The following is a 16507-nucleotide window of genomic DNA, read 5'->3' as shown; positions in this document are numbered from 1 at the left end:
ACGACTGGCCAGAACCGGCCAAGCCGGGCGGCTTGAGCGCTGGCCCCTCAGCACCGGTCGACGACGAGGAAGAGGACTGGCCCGAGGTTCGCCCGGTCGGCGCGGCAGCAGCGCCCAGCGGTGATTCCTTGCCTCCATCGCCAGCCGGCCAGGCCTCCGCCTGGGAAACGCACGGCGCTCCGGTCACGCGGGATGCCGCGTCCGTCAGCACTGCGGCGGAGCCGAATGCCGGCAACGACCGCCTCGTGTCGGATATTTCGGGCAGCCCGGTCGCTGAGCCGGGCGATGATTCTTCCCTCGACGCTGATGCTGCCGGCTCCAGCGGTGCGGGCTACGGAAACGAGGCGACGACCGCCGCCGCTGGGACGGCCTCGCGCAACGCCGACGCCGGCAATGGACTCGCGGCTGCCAGGGCGGCTGCTGCCGCGTCTACGGGAGCCGCCGCGGCCAACGCTGCCGGCGGGTCGGCCGGATCGCCGAACGCGCAGCCGCCAGGGGCGGCAGGCAACGGTGGGTCTGGCCCAGGCGCGGCCGCCGCGGCGCGCGCCGCGCGTAACGCGGAGCGAGGCGGTGGCCTGGCGGCCGCCCGTGCCGCCGCTGCCCGCCAGAACGTTCGCCCTGCCTCATCGCCCGCCCCGACGGCTCCGGCGGCTTCGTCGGCCTGGTCCGACGGGGCGCCCACCGAGGAAGCGCCCTACGACCCGGAGTACGACGGTCCACCGCGCGGAGCGGCGGCGGCCTACGAGGGCTTCGACCCGGGTGACGAGCCGCTCGACGACGTGATCGACGAGAAGACGGCTCGGGAGAGCAGCGAGCAGCAGGCCATGCGCCTGCTGCAGGAGGTGCTGGGCGCCGAGAAGATCGGCGAGAGCTGACCGGCCGTGGCGTGTGGCCGGTGGGGCGCGTGGGGCGGCTACGCTGGGCGGCGATTGACGTGGTTCTCCGGGTGGGTATCGACGGCGGTCAGGGAAACAGTGACCTTCTAACTGAGGAGCGGTGGCATGCGCCCCGGTGGACAGCCGAACATGCAGCAGATCATGAAGCAGGCCCAGAAGATGCAGCAGCAGGTCGCGCAGGCGCAGGCCGAGCTGGCCGCCGCCGAGGTGACCGGCAGCGCCGGCGGTGGGCTGGTGACCGTGCTGATGACGGGCCTCGGCGAGGTCAAGTCGGTGCGGATCGACCCCAAGGCCGTCGACCCGGACGACGTGGAGACGCTGGAGGATCTGGTGCTCGCCGCGGTCCGCAACGCCGCCGAGGAGCAGCGCGAGCTCACCGAGGCCAAGATGGGACCGGTCACCGGCGGTCTCGGCGGCGGCCTCGGGATCCCGGGGTTCTGATCACGTGTACGAAGGCGCCATCCAGGATCTGATCGACGAGCTGGGCCGACTCCCGGGTGTGGGACCCAAGAGCGCCCAGCGGATCGCCTTCCACGTCCTGTCCGCCGACGCGGCGGACGTCAACCGGCTCGCCACCGCGCTGCGCAAGGTGAAAGAGCTGGTCCGCTTCTGCACGACCTGTTTCAACGTGGCCGAGTCCGAGCAGTGCCGGGTGTGCCGCGACCCGCGCCGCAGCAACGAAGTGCTGTGCGTGGTCGAGGAGCCCAAGGACGTCGTGGCGATCGAGCGGACGGGCGAGTTCCGCGGCCGGTACCACGTCCTCGGCGGGGCGATCAACCCGCTGGAGGGCATCGGCCCGGACAACCTGCGGATCCGGGAGCTTCTGCTACGGCTCGGAACGGGAGAAGTTCACGAGTTGATTCTCGCCACAGATCCAAATACGGAGGGTGAGGCGACGGCGACCTATCTGGCGCTGATGGTGAAGCCGATGGGAATTTCGGTCACCCGTTTGGCCAGTGGTCTGCCGGTGGGCGGTGACCTTGAGTACGCCGATGAGATAACACTTGGTCGGGCATTTGAGGGACGTCGAGCTATTTAGATCTACGTCGTGTAACTCGCCTGTAACGCCTTGCTAGTGATTTAGTCCGGATTAGCTAGATCCGGGCCTTCTCACGCGGTAGCTTCCGTTTGGTGGTGCCATAGGTCACAGCCACATCACGAGGGAGACACGGAACTGACCGTGTGCGGTCCGTGAACTTGACCGAGGCACCACATTAGGTGAATGTTCCTTGCGATGGCGGCACCCCCGCCGTCGAGTGCCTTCGTGGCGCGGACTCATCTGACCGTCGCGACGAGGGTCGGCACTCGAGGCATGAGACAACCGATCGGTTGCCGGAAGCTGCGGGTAGCCATCGCCCACCGGCCCACCGCTCTGTGGTGTGTCGCGGGCTGTGAGCGCCCCGCTTCAACCCGGCCACCGGGAGAGGACCGGCGCTAGATGTCGCTTGGCCCAGAGGCGCCAATCGCCGACGAAACCACGGCGCCCACCGCCGACGCGGCTCAGGAGCGGACTGGCGGCGAGGCCGCGGTTGCCGGTCGATCGCTGAAGCAGATCGCCTGGCGTCGTCTCAAGAAGGACCGCGTCGCGCTCGGTGGCGGCATCGTCATCATCGTGCTGATCATCATCGCGATCATCGCGCCGCTGTTGATCAAGTGGTTCGGGCACCCGTACGACGAGCTCCACAACGACAAGATCGACCCGACCCTGGGCCTTCCGCTCGGTCACCTCGGGGGCATCTCGAAGGACTACCTGCTGGGTGTCGAGCCGGTCAACGGCCGCGACATCTTCAGCCGGATCGTCTACGGCGCGCAGACCACGCTGACTGTCGCGTTCCTCTCCGCGTTCCTGTCGACGATCCTCGGCGTGCTGTTCGGTATGTCGGCCGGCTTCATCGGCGGCTGGGTCGACTCCGTGATCAGCCGCATCATGGACTTCCTGCTGGCGTTCCCGCAGCTGCTTTTCTCGATCGCGCTGGTCTCCGTGCTGCCGGCCACCTCGTTCGGCCTCGGGCCCCGATGGTCGCGCGTGCTGGTGCTGGTCGCCGTCATCGGGTTCTTCGGCTGGCCGTACATCGGCCGCATCGTCCGCGGTCAGACGCTCTCGCTGCGCGAGCGCGAGTTCGTCGAGGCCTCGCGAAGCCTGGGCGCGCGCTCGCCGCGCATCCTCCTCCGCGAGATCCTGCCCAACCTGGCGGCGCCGATCCTCGTCTACACGACGCTGATCATCCCGACCAACATCCTCACCGAGGCGGCGTTGAGCTTCCTCGGCGTCGGTATCCCGCCGCCCTTCCCGTCCTGGGGCGGGATGCTCTCGGACGCGCTCGGCTACTACCGGTACGACCCGATGTTCATGATCATTCCCGGCGCGATGATCTTCATCACCGTGCTGGCGTTCAACCTGTTCGGCGACGGTCTTCGCGACGCGCTCGATCCGAAGGCCCACTGACGAGCATGGGATCCGAACGCGGTTCCATCGCATGAAACTCGGCGACCCCCCGCAAGGTCGCCGTTCGAGGAGGTAGGAGTTTAGGTGGCAGGCAAGACGAAAGTGATGGTGGCCGCGACGGCTGCCCTCACATTGGGGCTGACCGCCGCATGCGGTGGCGGCTCGGATGACAACAACAACTCGAACAACAACTCGAACACGGGGGCTGCCTTCAACGCCGCGGCGACCAAGGTCGTCAACGCGAGCGACAAGAAGGGCGGCACGCTCAACCTGTGGAGCCCGCAGGACGCTGACTCGTGGGACCCGGCGATCTCGTACTACGCCTGGACCATCGACATGAACCGGCTCTACAGCCGCACGCTGATGACCTACACGCCGAAGCCGGGCGCCGACGGTCTGATCCTGACCCCGGACCTGGCCACGGCCGCCCCGGAGGTCAGCGCGGACGGCAAGACCTACACGTTCAAGCTGAAGAGCGGCCTCAAGTTCGACGACGGCTCGCCCATCACCTCGAAGGACATCAAGTACGGCATCGAGCGCATCTTCGCTCAGGACGTCGTTCCCGGCGGCCCGCTGTACCTGATCGAGGAGCTGGACCAGGGTCAGAACTACCCCGGCCCGTACAAGGACACCGACCCGAACAAGCTGGGTCTGAAGACCGTCGAGACGCCCGACGACTCGACGATCGTGTTCCACCTCAAGGCGCCGAACGCGAACTTCCCGTACGAGCTGGCCCTGCCCGGCGGCGCCCCGGTGCCGCAGAAGCGGGACACCAAGGACAAGTACGCCCTCGCGCCGGCCTCCTCGGGCCCGTACAAGTTCGAGAGCATCAAGCCCGGTAGCGGCGCCACCCTGGTTCGCAACACGAACTGGGACGCCTCGACCGACCCGAACCGCAAGGCGCTCCCGGACAAGATCGTCCTGACGATCACCACGAACGCCGACGACATGGACTCCCGCCTGATCCAGGGCACGGCTGACCTGGACGCCAGCCAGAGCGGTGTGCAGACCCAGGCGCGTACGCAAATCCTGACGAACGACAAGCTCAAGGAGACCGCGTACAACCCGAACAACGGGTTCATCCGGTACGCGGCGCTGGGCACCACGGTCGCTCCGCTGGACAACATCGAGTGCCGTAAGGCCGTCATCTACGCGTCCGACCCGACGACGCTGCAGACCGCTCGCGGTGGCCCGATCGCCGGTGGCGACATCGCCACCAACATGCTGCCGCCGAACATCCTCGGTGCCGACCCGAAGTACGACCCGTACGGTCGCGCCCAGGGCAAGCCGCAGGTCGACAAGGCCAAGGCCGCTCTGCAGGCCTGTGGCAAGCCGACCGGCTTCGACACCAAGATCGCGGTCCGCAACAACAAGCCGGCCGAGGTCGCCACGGCGACCGCCCTCCAGGCGGCGCTCAAGACCGTCGGCATCAACGCGTCGATCGAGCAGTACGACGGCAAGCTCGTCAGCTCGGTCGTCGGTTCGCCGGCCGTTGTGAAGGCCAAGGGCTACGGCATCATGATCTCCGGCTGGGGCGCCGACTTCCCCACCGGTTACGGATACCTGGCCCCGCTGGCGATGGGCTCGTTCATCGCCAAGACCGGTAACTACAACCTGCCCGAGATCAACGACCCGGCCATCAACGACCTGTTCACCAAGGGTCTGGCCGAGAAGGACGCTCAGGCGGCGGCGGCCGACTACCAGCAGGCCAACGAGAAGGTCATGGACGGCAACTACTTCGTGCCGTTCGTCTTCGACAAGGCGCTCAACTACTACAACCCGCGGCTGACGAACGTGTACTTCCACCAGGGCCTGGCCATGGTTGACTTCGCGTCCCTCGGCGTCAGCGACGGCAAGTAACCATTACCGGTCGCTGTAGCACCGACGGGTAAATCGAAGGGCAGGTGAAGGCCGCCCCCTCCGGGCGGGTGCCGGGTTCGCAAGAGCTCGGCACCCGCCCGGTCCTCGGCCGAAAGTCGTGCTGACTTATCTCATCCGGCGGCTGTTCAACGCCGTCGTGACGCTGATTGTGGTCACCTTCGTGACCTTCTGCGTCTTCTTCCTGGTGCCCAAGGCCACCGGGAGCGACCCTGCGCTGCTGTACATCGGCAAGCAGGCCGACCCCGTAGCGATCGAGGGCATCCGGACCAAGCTCGGGCTCAACGACCCGATCGTGGTTCAGTACGGCAAGTTCCTCAAGGGCCTGGTGGCCGGCCGGGACTACGGCACCGGTACGGACGCCACGCACTGCGACGCGCCCTGCCTCGGTTACTCGTTCAAGACCAACCAGGAGGTGTGGCCGCTGCTGACGGACGCCCTCCCGGTCACCGTTTCGCTCGCCATCGGCGCCGCCGTGCTGTGGGTGCTGATGGGCGTCGTCTTCGGCGTCATCTCGGCACTGAGACGCGGCACGATCTGGGACAGATCGGTGATGGGTATCGCGCTGGCCGGCGTATCGCTCCCGATCTACTTCACCGGTCTGCTGTCGCTGAGCATCTTCGTGTACTGGCTGGGCTGGCCGAACCCGAGCTACACGCCGTTCGTCGACAACCCGTGGGACTGGTTCACCGGCCTGATCCTGCCCTGGATCACGCTCGCGTTCCTGTTCGCCGCGACGTACGCGCGGCTCACCCGGGCCAACATGCTCGAGACCCTCGGTGAGGACTACATCCGCACCGCCCGGGCCAAGGGCCTGCGCGAGCGCACCGTGATCGGCAAGCACGGCCTGCGCTCGGGTCTCACCCCGCTCGTCACCGTCTTCGGCCTCGACCTCGGCGCGCTGCTCGGCGGCGCCGTCCTGACCGAGGCGGTCTACAACCTCCGTGGTCTCGGCTACTACGCGCTCAACGCCATCCGCACCAGCGACCTGCCGGTGATCTTGGGCGTGACCCTGTTCGCCGCGTCCTTCATCGTCATCATGAACCTGATCGTCGACCTGCTGTACGGCGTCATCGACCCGCGTGTGCGGCTGGGCTGAGGGAGGCTACGTTGTCCATCGGCTCAACTGCCCCGCGACCGTTCCTCGAGGTCAAGGACCTCAACGTCCGGTTCAACACCGACGACGGCCTGGTCCAGGCGGTCACCGGCTCGGCCTTCACGCTGGAGAAGGGCAGGACGCTCGGCATCGTCGGCGAGTCCGGCTCCGGCAAGAGCGTCACCTCGCTGGCCATGCTCGGCCTGCACCGGACCCGGAGCAACGCCAAGGTCACCGGCGAGATCTGGCTCGACGACCAGGAACTGGTCACCGCCACCGACGAGCAGGTCCGCCTGCTGCGCGGCGGCAAGATCGCGATGATCTTCCAGGACCCGCTGAGCGCCATGCACCCGTACTTCACGGTCGGGTCGCAGATCGTCGAGGCGTACCGGGTGCACCACCCCGGCGTGAACAAGAAGGTCGCCCGCGAGCGGGCCATCGACATGCTCGCCCGGGTCGGCATCCCGCAGCCGGAGCGCCGCTTCAACGACTACGCCCACCAGTTCTCGGGTGGTATGCGTCAGCGCGCCATGATCGCGATGGCCCTGGTCAACGACCCGGCGCTGCTGATCGCGGACGAGCCGACCACGGCCCTCGACGTCACGGTGCAGGCGCAGATCCTCGACCTGATCCGCGACCTGCAGGAGGAGTTCGGCTCGGCGGTCATCATGATCACCCATGACCTGGGTGTGGTGGCCGAGCTCGCCGACGATGTCCTGGTCATGTACGGCGGAAAGGTCATCGAGAAGGGCCCCGCCCTCGATGTCTTCAAGAACCCGCAGCACCCGTACACGTGGGGTCTGCTCGGCTCGATGCCGCGTCTCGACCGTGACGTCCGCGATCGGCTCACGCCGGTCAAGGGCAGTCCGCCCAGTCTGATCAACCTGCCGCAGGGGTGCGCGTTCAACCCGCGCTGCCCCTACGCGGGACGCAACGGCAACCGGTCCTTCACCGAGGTGCCGCTGCTGCGCGACGACGGCCACAGCGCCGGGCACCTCGTCGCCTGCCACCTTCCCGCGGAAGATCGACGCAAGATCTTCCAGGAGGAAGTGCTACCGAACCTGTGAGCGGAGTGAATGAACGATGAGTGAGAACCTGCTCGAGGTGTCGGGACTCGAAAAGCACTTCCCGATCACGAAGGGCCTGTTCAAGCGGAAGGTCGGCGCGGTCCGCGCGGTCGACGGCATCGATCTTCAGGTGAAGGCGGGCGAGACGCTGGGCCTGGTCGGCGAGTCCGGCTGCGGCAAGTCGACGACGGGCCGGCTGTTCAGCCGGATCCTCGAGCCGACCGCCGGCAAGATCATCTTCGAGGGCAAGGACATCTCGCACCGGTCCCTGTCCCAGCTGCGGCCGCTGCGCCGCGACGTACAGATGATCTTCCAGGACCCGTACTCGTCGCTGAACCCGCGGCACACGGTCGGCTCGATCATCGCGGCGCCGCTGCAGATCCAGAACATCCCGACGCCGCAGGGCACCAAGAAGGCGGTCCAGGAGCTCCTCGAGCTGGTCGGCCTCAACCCCGAGCACTACAACCGGTACCCGCACGAGTTCTCCGGCGGTCAGCGCCAGCGCATCGGCATCGCCCGCGCGCTGGCCCTGCGGCCGAAGATGATCATTGCGGACGAGCCGGTGTCGGCGCTCGACGTGTCGATCCAGGCGCAGGTGGTCAACCTGCTGGACGACCTGCAGAGCGAGTTCGACCTGACGTACGTGTTCATCGCGCACGACCTGTCGGTGGTCCGGCACATCTCGGACCGGGTCGCGGTGATGTACCTGGGCAAGGTCGTGGAGATCGCCGAGCGGGACGACCTCTATCGCAACCCACGCCACCCGTACACCGTGGCTTTGATGTCGGCCGTCCCGGTGCCCGACCCGGCCCGGCGTGATCGCGCGCAGCGCGAGCGCGTGCTGCTCACCGGCGACGTGCCCAGTCCGATCAACCCGCCGTCCGGCTGCCGGTTCCGCACGCGTTGCTGGAAGGCGCAGGACATCTGCGCCACGGAAGAGCCGCCGCTGGTCACCCGCATGGACGACCCGGCGTCCCACCTGACGGCGTGTCATTTCCCGGTGGTCGAGGACGAGGTCGTCGCCGGCCGCCGGCCAGCTGCAACTCCGGCTTAAAGAGCCGCATATCGTACGGCGTGAGCACCCGTCCCGCGATCAGGCGGGGCGGGTCTCAGCCTTCCGGACGGTTGAGGATGCCGACCGCCACCTGATGAACGGCTGCCGCGTCCGCGGGGTCCTTGAGCGTGGCCGTACCGCCGGTGACCGTGTACCACTCCTCGGCTTCCTTGTACTGCACCTGGACGGTCGCGTCGGCGCCGGAAACCTCGGTGTGCAGGGTCAGGTCGCCGGTGACGACGCCGACCTCATCGGTCATGACGCCGCCGGGACCGGCGACGATGTCGGTGGTCAGATCCGTGGTCATGAACATTTCTCCAGCATGTCGGCGAGGGCGGACTTCTCGGCGGTGGTGACCGTGAGCTTCCAGTGGGTCTTCACCGCGATCCAGTCTCGCGCATACTCGCACCACGCGCTGGAGTCGGTCGGCTTCCAGGTGGACGGGTCCTGGTCGCCCTTGGAGCGGTTGGACGACGCCGACACCGCGACCAGCTGCGGATCATCCAGGTCGTTCGCGAAGTTCTCCCGCTGATCCGTGGTCCAGGACGCCGCGCCCGAGCGCCACGCGTTGGCCAGCGGCACCATGTGGTCGATGTCCACCAGGGTCGGTGAGTTCAGCGTCTTGCCGTCGTAGATGCTCTTCCAGGTGCCGGCCACCACGTTGCAGCCGGAGAGCTTCACCTTGGTGCCGTCCCGCTTGAGCACCGAGTCGCGGACGTCGCAGTTGCTGCCGGTGCCGCGCCAGTGCGGGAACTTCTCGCGGCTGTAGCCCTTCATCGAGCCGGCCTTGGCCACGACCAGCTTGTCGAGCTGCGTCTTGGCGTCACCGAGGGCCTCACCTGACGAGGGGCCGGTGGAAGAGCCGGAAGAAGAGCTCGAGGCGGACGGGCCGACGGCGATCGAGACGCCTTCGCAGGCGCTCAGGCTCAGGGCGGCGGCGGTCAGGAGGGCAACGGTCCATCGAGGGGTGTGAGGGGGCACTCCCTCAGCGTAGGAGTGCCCCGCCCGTTCTGTCCGAGTCGATCACCCGTGAGTGGATCATCCCGCGCGCCGCCGTCACGGCGCGCGGGCGGCGAGATCAGCGCGCGCGATTGATGGCGCTGGTAACGGCCTTGATCGATGCGCTCACGATGTTGGCGTCGATCCCCACGCCCCAGACCACCTTGTCGCCGACCTCGACCTCGACGTACGCCGCGGCCTGGGCGTCGCCGCCGGAGGTCAGCGCGTGCTCGTTGTAGTCGAGGACCCGGGCCTGGATGCCCAGCGGCTGGACGGCCTGCACGAACGCGTCGATCGGACCGTTGCCGACGCCGACCAGCGGACGCCGTACGCCCCGGTGGAAGACCTCGACGTCGATCTCGACCTTGCCGTCCACAGTGGCCGTGCTGTAGCCCTCGATCTTGAAGGCGGTCGACTGCTGGCGCTCGATCAGGTACTCGCCGGCGAAGATGTCCCACATCTCCTGCGGGGAGACCTCGCCGCCTTCCTCGTCGGTGTGGTGCTGCACTACGCCGGAGAACTCGATCTGCAGCCGACGCGGCAGGTCGAGCTTGTGCTCCTCCTTCATGATGTACGCCACGCCGCCCTTGCCGGACTGCGAGTTGACCCGGATGACCGCCTCGTAGCTGCGGCCCACGTCCTTCGGGTCGATCGGCAGGTAGGGCACACCCCAGGTGAACTTGTCGACTTCGACGCCGGCGGCGGCTGCGTCTGTATTCAGCCAGGCGAAGCCCTTGTTGATCGCGTCCTGGTGGGAGCCGGAGAACGAGGTGTAGACCAGGTCGCCCACGTACGGGTGCCGCTCGTGCACCGGCAGCTGGTTGCAGTACTCGACGGTCCGCTTGATCTCGTCGATCTGGGCAAAGTTGATCATCGGGTCGATGCCCTGGGAGAACAGGTTCAGCCCCAGCGTCACCAAGTCGACGTTGCCGGTGCGCTCGCCGTTGCCGAACAGGCAGCCTTCGATGCGGTCGGCGCCGGCCAGCAGGCCTAGCTCGGCGGCGGCGACGCCGGTCCCGCGGTCGTTGTGCGGGTGCAGCGACAGGATCACCGAGTCGCGGCGCGGCAGGTGCCGGTGCATCCACTCGATCGAGTCGGCGTACACGTTGGGGGTGGCCATCTCGACCGTGGCCGGCAGGTTGATGATCAACGGCCGGGCCGGCGTCGGGTCGATCACGTCGATCACCGCGGAGCAGACCTCCAGCGCGTACTCCAGCTCGGTGCCCGTGTAGGACTCGGGGGAGTACTCGTAGAAGATCTCGGTGTCGGGGGTGTAGATCTCCGCGTACTTCTGGCAGAACCGGGCGCCGCTCGTGGCGATGTCGGTGATGCCGTCCTTGTCCAGGCCGAAGACCACCCGGCGCTGCAGCACCGACGTCGAGTTGTAGAAGTGCACGATCGCCCGCTTGGCGCCGCGCAGCGACTCGAAGGTGCGCTCGATCAGGTGCTCCCGGCACTGCGTCAGCACCTGGACGGTGACGTCGTCGGGGATCAGATCCTGCTCGATGAGCTGGCGGATGAAGTCGAAATCGGTCTGCGACGCGGCCGGGAAGCCGACCTCGATCTCCTTGTACCCCATCTGGACCAGCAGCATGAACATGCGCCGCTTGCGCTCGGGGGACATCGGGTCGATCAGGGCCTGGTTGCCGTCGCGCAGGTCGACGGCGCACCAGCGGGGCGCGGCCTCGACGTGCCGGGTCGGCCATTTGCGGTCGGGCAGATCAATCTTGAACTGCTGCTGGTACGGCGCGTACCGCTCGAACGGCATCGAACTCGTTCGCTGCGTGGCAAAAGGGTTGTCGACGGTGGACATGTGTCTGCTCCAAGGGAAAGTGAGGCGAGCAGGCGGCGCGCGTCAACTCCGCGACGAGGTGCCGGCCTGGGATGGGGCCTCGTCGCGGCAGCGAAGGAGGAGCGTCTGCCACATGTCGAAATCACCCTACGTGATCATCGCGGACGTGGCTAACTCTACGCCCGGATCGTGGGATGCCGAAGTCAGGCCGGTGAAGCTCCCACGGACGGTTGTACAACGGCGGGCGGGGCGTCCGTGCTCATCGCCTGGCCGGGCACCTCGGGGCCGGGCAGCGCCACAGTGGCCGGGCCGGTGACCTGGCTGACCAGCTTGAGCACGCCGAAGTCGACCCGGGCCGCGGTCAGCACGCCGTCCCGGGCGTAGCAGTAGATGCCGATGTCGACCGGCGCCTTGAGCGCGGCCGAGATCGAGTCGATCGAGAAGCAGGCGCCCTGCGCGCCCTTCAGCGGCTCCACCTCGGTCACGGACAGCGCCGACTGCCGGTCGGTGAAGACCGGGAGCCATTGCCGGAACAGGCGCTCGACCTGGGGAGAGTATTCCTTCGGCACGCGCTTTCCGGCATCTGCCACCCGTACGCAAGTCGGGGTGATGGGGTTGCTCGGAGAAGAGACGGTGCACTGGAAGACGCCGGCCGCTGTCGAAACGATCGACACGTCGGTGGTGCCGCCGAGAACCGCGTCGCTGACATCCACCCGCCACGTGCCGTCCGCGCCGATCGTGGCCACGACGTTGCGCTGCCGGCCGTCGCCGCCGGTGAGCGTGTAGAGCGCGGCGTACGCCTTGTCCTGCGCCAGCGTGGCCCGGGCGATCAGATCGGCCCGGCCGTCCGGATCGTCGCCACCCGCCGGTGGCTGCGAGGACGCGGTGGTCGGCGTGGTCTCGGGCGTGCCGCTGCAGCCCGCCGCGACCGCCGGCACGAGCAGCGCGGCGGCCGACGCGGACAGGAGCCGGGAGCGTGGGCGCACCGAGACATTCTCGCCTCCAGGTCCGCTGAAGGCCGCAATCTGGGATCGCGTGTCGGCCTTCGCGGTGGTCGCGGCTAGGGTGGTGGCGATTGTCCTGACCGAAGGAATGGTTCCCCGTGGCACTGGTGGTGCAGAAATACGGTGGCTCGTCCGTGGCGACCGCCGAGCGGATCAAGCGGGTGGCGGAGCGCATCGTCGCGGCCCGCAAGGCCGGCGACGACGTGGTCGTCGTGGTGTCCGCGATGGGCGACACGACCGACGAGCTGCTCGACCTGGCCAACCAGGTGAGCCCGCTGCCGCCCGGTCGCGAGCTCGACATGCTGCTGACCGCCGGCGAGCGCATCTCGATGGCGCTGCTCGCGATGGCGATCCACAACCTGGGTTACGAGGCCCGTTCCTACACGGGCTCGCAGGCCGGCGTGCTGACCACCTCGGTGCACGGCAAGGCCCGGATCATCGACGTCACTCCCGGCCGCCTGCGCTCGGCGCTCGACGAGGGCGCGATCGCGATCGTGGCCGGCTTCCAGGGCGTCTCGCAGGACACCAAGGACATCACCACGCTGGGCCGCGGCGGCTCCGACACGACGGCGGTCGCCCTGGCGGCGGCCCTGCACGCGGACGTCTGCGAGATCTACACCGACGTCGACGGCGTCTTCACCGCCGACCCGCGGATCGTGCCCAATGCCAAGCACATCAAGCAGATCACGTACGAGGAGATGCTCGAGCTCGCCGCCGGCGGGGCGAAGGTGCTGATGTTGCGATGCGTGGAGTACGCGCGCCGCTTCAAGGTGCCGATCCACGTACGCTCTTCGTATTCCAACAAGCCCGGCACGATGGTCACCGGATCGATGGAGGACCCTTCTGTGGAACAAGCGCTGATCACCGGGGTCGCCCACGAGCGGAGCGAGGCCAAGATCACGATCGTCGGCGTCCCGGACGAGCCCGGCGCGGCCGGCCACATCTTCAACACGGTGGCCCAGGCCGAGATCAACATCGACATGATCGTGCAGAACATCTCGACCGAGGGCACCGGCCGTACCGACATCTCCTTCACCCTGCCGAAGGCGGACGGTCCGACCGCGATGACCGCCCTCGACAAGATCAAGGAAAAGATCAAGTTCAAGAGCCTGCTCTTCGACGACCACGTCGGCAAGGTCTCGCTGATCGGCGCCGGCATGCGCTCGCACCCCGGCGTGGCCGCCTCGTTCTTCGCCTGCATCGGCGAGGCCGGGGTCAACATCGAGATGATCTCCACCTCCGAGATCCGGGTCTCCGTGGTCTGCCGCGACAGTGACCTCGACACCGCCGTCCGTGCCGTGCACGAGCAGTTCGAGCTCGGCGGCAACGAGGAAGCGGTGGTGTACGCGGGCACCGGCCGGTAAGCGCACCGATGGCGCAGCCCACGCTCGCCGTCGTCGGGGCCACCGGCTCCGTCGGGACAGTCATGCTCGAGCTGCTCTCCTCCCGGCGCAACGTCTGGGGGGAGATCCGACTGCTCGCGTCCGCGCGCTCGGCCGGCAAGCAGCTCAGCTGCCGCGGTGAGCAGCTGACCGTGCGCGAGCTGACGCCGGAGGCGTTCGACGGCGTCGACGTGGCGCTGTTCGACCTCCCCGACGAGGTCTCGCTCGAGTGGGCGCCGGTGGCGACCGCGCGCGGCGTGACGGTGGTCGACAACTCGGCCGCCTTCCGCATGGAAAACGACGTCCCGCTGGTGGTGCCCGAGGTCAACCAGGAGGCGATGCGAGATCGCCCCCGCGGCATCGTCTCCAACGCCAACTGCACCGTGATGGCCATGATCATGGCGATCGCGCCGCTGCACCGCGAGTACGGCCTGCGCGAGCTGGTCCTGGCCTCCTACCAGGCGGCCTCGGGCGCCGGCCAGTTCGGCGTCGACACCCTGCACGACCAGCTCAGCAAGGTGGCCGGCGACCGGCTGCTCGGGTCACGCCCGGGCAACGTGCGCCAGGCCGTCGGCGACGACCTGGGCCCGTTCTCGGCGCCGCTCGCGCTCAACGTGGTGCCCTGGTCGGGTGACATCGCCGCCCTCGGCTGGTCGTCCGAGGAGCTCAAGCTGCGCAACGAGTCCCGCAAGATCCTCGGCATCCCGGCGCTCAAGGTCTCGGCAACCTGCGTCCGCGTGCCGGTGGTGACCGGTCACTCGATCGCCGTGCACGCCGTTTTCGGCTCCGAGGTCACCGCCGACGGCGCCCGGCAGGCACTGCGCAACGCCCCCGGCGTGATCCTGGTCGACGACCCCGAGTCGGGCGAGTTCCCGATGCCGATCGACGCGGTCGGCACCGACCCGTCGTGGGTGGGCCGCATCCGCCGGGCGATGGACGACCCGCGAGCGCTCGACCTGTTCGTGACGGGCGACAACATGCGCAAGGGGGCGGCGCTCAACACGGTCCAGATAGCCGAGTTGCTCGCCGCCGAACAGCGCTAGCTGGCGTCGCCTCCTCATCGGCTGGGCGATCGCGGGAGTCCCCTGATACCGGGCTCGCGGGAAATACGTGGTTGGCTTGGTTTAGGCGAGATCCTCGCGAGTCAGAAGCGCGCGTAGGGTGATCCCGGCCTCCGCGAGAGCGGCCGCGCCGCCCTCCTGGCGGTCGATCACGCACAGCGCGTGGTCGACGTGCGCGCCGAGCTTCCGCAGCTCGCCGGTGGAGATCACCACCTGGCCGCCGGAGGTCACCACGTCCTCCACCACCAGCACCCGGCGGCCGGCCACCTCGGCGCCCTCGGCGAGCCGCGCGGTGCCGTACTGCTTCGCCTGCTTGCGGATGAACGCGGTGGGCAGCTTGGCGTGCCGGGCCAGCGCTGTCACCACGGCGATGCCGCCCATCTCGAGGCCGGCGAGCACCTCGGTGCCCTCGGGGATCAGCACGGCCATCCGCTCGGCCAGCTGGTCGAGCAGCTGCGGGTCGGCCTCGAACTGGTACTTGTCGAAATACTCGTTGGCGACCCGTCCCGAGCGCAGGACGAACTCGCCGGTAAGGCGGCTCACGTCGCGGACGCGCCGCGCGAGGTCTTCAGAGGAAGTCACAAGGACGTAGCCTGTCAGGCCGCTCGCAGACAACCGACAGCACCCCGGACGCAACCACTCAGCAACCGACAAAACCCGCCGATCAGAAGATCGTGGAGACCCACCGCTGGTTCGGCGCCGGCCAGAGCGCCGCCGCCGACTCCGCCAAGGCCGGTGCCGAGGCCGCGGTCGAGGCGATCGGCGGCCGCGACCCCAAGGCCGTCTTCGTCTTCAGCTCCGTCGCGCACGACCTGCCCGCGCTGCTCGCCGCCGTACGCGAGGAGGCCGGCCCGGACGCCGCGATCGTGGGCAGCACCACCATGGGCGAGCTCGGCAACGCCGGGATGACCGTGGGCGGGGTGGCGATCGCCGCGCTCGGCGGCGACGGCTTCACCGTGCACACCCGGGTGGCGCAGGTCGACGAGCACGATCCGCGGGCGGCCGGCGCAGCGGCGGCCGAGGCGCTGCGCGGCCTGCACGACCCGAACCGGGTGCTGATCCTGCTGGCCGACGGCATGACCGGGCGGCCGCACGACATCGTCCGCGGCGCGTACTCGACGGTCGGCGCGGCCTGGCCGCTGGTCGGCGGCTTCGGCGCGGACGACCGGCACTTCGAGCGGACCTATCAGTTCTGCGACGACCAGGTGCTCAGCGGCACCGTGGTCGGGCTCGCGCTCGGCTCCGATGGGCCGATCGGCATCGGCATGGCGCACGGCTGGCGGCGCACCGAGCCGCCGATGGTGGTCACCAGGAGCCAGGGCGCCCACATCTACCGCCTCGACGACGAGCCGGCCCTCGACGTGCTGCTGCGCCGCAACAACTTCGACGGCACCGCCGACGAGTTCTTCGACCGGGGACGGGCGCTGCAGCCGCTCGGGCTGTCCCGGCGCAACGGCGAGGACATCCGGGTGATCCACGCCGGCGACGACGAGGAACGCTCGGTCTGGGGCACCGCCGACGTCCCGCAGGGCGCGCTGGTGTGGCTGATGGAGGCCGACCGGCAGGCGCTGATCGACGGCGCGACCTGGTCGTGCACCGAGGCGACCGCCCGGCTCGACGGGCTGGCCCCGCTCGGCGTGCTCGCCTTCGACTGCGGCGGACGGCGAGCGGGCCTGATCGAGGGCGGCATGGAGGACGAGATCGCCGCGATGCGTACGGCATTGGGCGACGCCCCGTTCGCCGGCTTCTACACCACCGGGGAGATCGCCCGGGTGCGCGGCGCGAGCGGCCTGCACCACCTCACCCTGGTCACCCTCGCACTGGGCTGACGC

Annotated in this window: 15 protein-coding genes; 10 read left to right on the top strand and 5 right to left on the bottom strand. The window is 68.6% G+C overall.

Features of this window, described 5'->3' with window-relative positions; all coding sequences use genetic code 11:
• Positions 1–1025 precede the first annotated feature (1025 nt).
• From ACQPZX_RS48195 to ACQPZX_RS48165, 7 genes are all read left to right on the top strand, one after another.
• Complete coding sequence (locus ACQPZX_RS48195) at positions 1026–1337, top strand: YbaB/EbfC family nucleoid-associated protein (protein WP_433385967.1); 312 nt, start codon at positions 1026–1028, stop codon at positions 1335–1337.
• Positions 1338–1341: 4 nt separating this feature from the next.
• On the top strand, positions 1342–1935 hold the full coding sequence (gene recR / locus ACQPZX_RS48190; protein ID WP_433371795.1) for a recombination mediator RecR: 594 nt from the start codon (positions 1342–1344) through the stop codon (positions 1933–1935).
• Positions 1936–2334: 399 nt separating this feature from the next.
• Positions 2335–3342 (top strand): ABC transporter permease, encoded by a 1008-nt coding sequence (locus tag ACQPZX_RS48185; protein WP_433371792.1) that lies wholly within the window; start codon positions 2335–2337, stop codon positions 3340–3342.
• 84 nt (positions 3343–3426) lie between these two features.
• Positions 3427–5202 (top strand): ABC transporter substrate-binding protein, encoded by a 1776-nt coding sequence (locus ACQPZX_RS48180; protein ID WP_433371789.1) that lies wholly within the window; start codon positions 3427–3429, stop codon positions 5200–5202.
• 118 nt (positions 5203–5320) lie between these two features.
• Entirely contained in the window at positions 5321–6319 is a 999-nt protein-coding gene (locus ACQPZX_RS48175; protein ID WP_433371786.1) for an ABC transporter permease, read from the top strand.
• Positions 6320–6330: 11 nt separating this feature from the next.
• Positions 6331–7383, top strand: a complete 1053-nt coding sequence (locus ACQPZX_RS48170) for an ABC transporter ATP-binding protein (RefSeq protein ID WP_433371783.1) — start codon at positions 6331–6333, stop codon at positions 7381–7383.
• A gap of 16 nt (positions 7384–7399) precedes the next feature.
• On the top strand, positions 7400–8437 hold the full coding sequence (locus tag ACQPZX_RS48165) for an ABC transporter ATP-binding protein (RefSeq protein WP_433371780.1): 1038 nt from the start codon (positions 7400–7402) through the stop codon (positions 8435–8437).
• A 55-nt stretch (positions 8438–8492) separates the two neighbouring features.
• Here the strand turns inward: ACQPZX_RS48165 and ACQPZX_RS48160 are convergent, their stop codons facing one another.
• The 4 genes from ACQPZX_RS48160 to ACQPZX_RS48145 all read right to left on the bottom strand — a co-directional run bounded on the left by ACQPZX_RS48160 (position 8493) and on the right by ACQPZX_RS48145 (position 12214).
• Positions 8493–8849, bottom strand: coding sequence for a hypothetical protein (locus tag ACQPZX_RS48160; RefSeq protein ID WP_433371777.1), 357 nt, complete (start codon positions 8847–8849; stop codon positions 8493–8495).
• The gene (locus ACQPZX_RS48155) at positions 8741–9418 is read right to left on the bottom strand and encodes an HNH endonuclease family protein (protein WP_433371774.1); all 678 of its coding nucleotides are present in this window, start codon (positions 9416–9418) and stop codon (positions 8741–8743) included. Before ACQPZX_RS48155 ends, ACQPZX_RS48160 begins: the two co-directional genes overlap by 109 nt.
• Before the next feature lie 97 nt (positions 9419–9515).
• Complete coding sequence (gene leuA / locus ACQPZX_RS48150) at positions 9516–11204, bottom strand: 2-isopropylmalate synthase (RefSeq protein WP_433371771.1); 1689 nt, start codon at positions 11202–11204, stop codon at positions 9516–9518.
• Between the two features lie 227 nt (positions 11205–11431).
• Entirely contained in the window at positions 11432–12214 is a 783-nt protein-coding gene (locus ACQPZX_RS48145; protein WP_433371768.1) for a hypothetical protein, read from the bottom strand.
• Positions 12215–12330: 116 nt separating this feature from the next.
• Between ACQPZX_RS48145 and ACQPZX_RS48140 the strand changes: the two genes are divergently transcribed.
• Positions 12331–13596, top strand: a complete 1266-nt coding sequence (locus ACQPZX_RS48140; protein WP_433371765.1) for an aspartate kinase — start codon at positions 12331–12333, stop codon at positions 13594–13596.
• Positions 13597–13604: 8 nt separating this feature from the next.
• Positions 13605–14657 carry an aspartate-semialdehyde dehydrogenase gene (locus tag ACQPZX_RS48135; protein WP_433371762.1) on the top strand — a complete coding sequence of 351 codons (1053 nt, stop codon included), beginning with the start codon at positions 13605–13607 and terminating at the stop codon, positions 14655–14657.
• Positions 14658–14738: 81 nt separating this feature from the next.
• On the opposite strand, the gene pyrE is transcribed toward ACQPZX_RS48135, so the two are convergent.
• Complete coding sequence (pyrE, locus tag ACQPZX_RS48130; protein ID WP_433371759.1) at positions 14739–15257, bottom strand: orotate phosphoribosyltransferase; 519 nt, start codon at positions 15255–15257, stop codon at positions 14739–14741.
• Between the two features lie 92 nt (positions 15258–15349).
• On the opposite strand from pyrE, the gene ACQPZX_RS48125 reads away from it, so the two are divergent.
• The gene (locus ACQPZX_RS48125; RefSeq protein ID WP_433371756.1) at positions 15350–16504 is read left to right on the top strand and encodes an FIST signal transduction protein; all 1155 of its coding nucleotides are present in this window, start codon (positions 15350–15352) and stop codon (positions 16502–16504) included.
• Positions 16505–16507 lie beyond the last annotated feature (3 nt).

This window comes from Actinoplanes sp. CA-142083 (assembly GCF_050942195.1).
In the GTDB taxonomy this organism is placed as follows: Bacteria; Actinomycetota; Actinomycetes; order Mycobacteriales; family Micromonosporaceae; genus Actinoplanes.
This window is presented reverse-complemented; position numbering and strand designations above follow the sequence as displayed.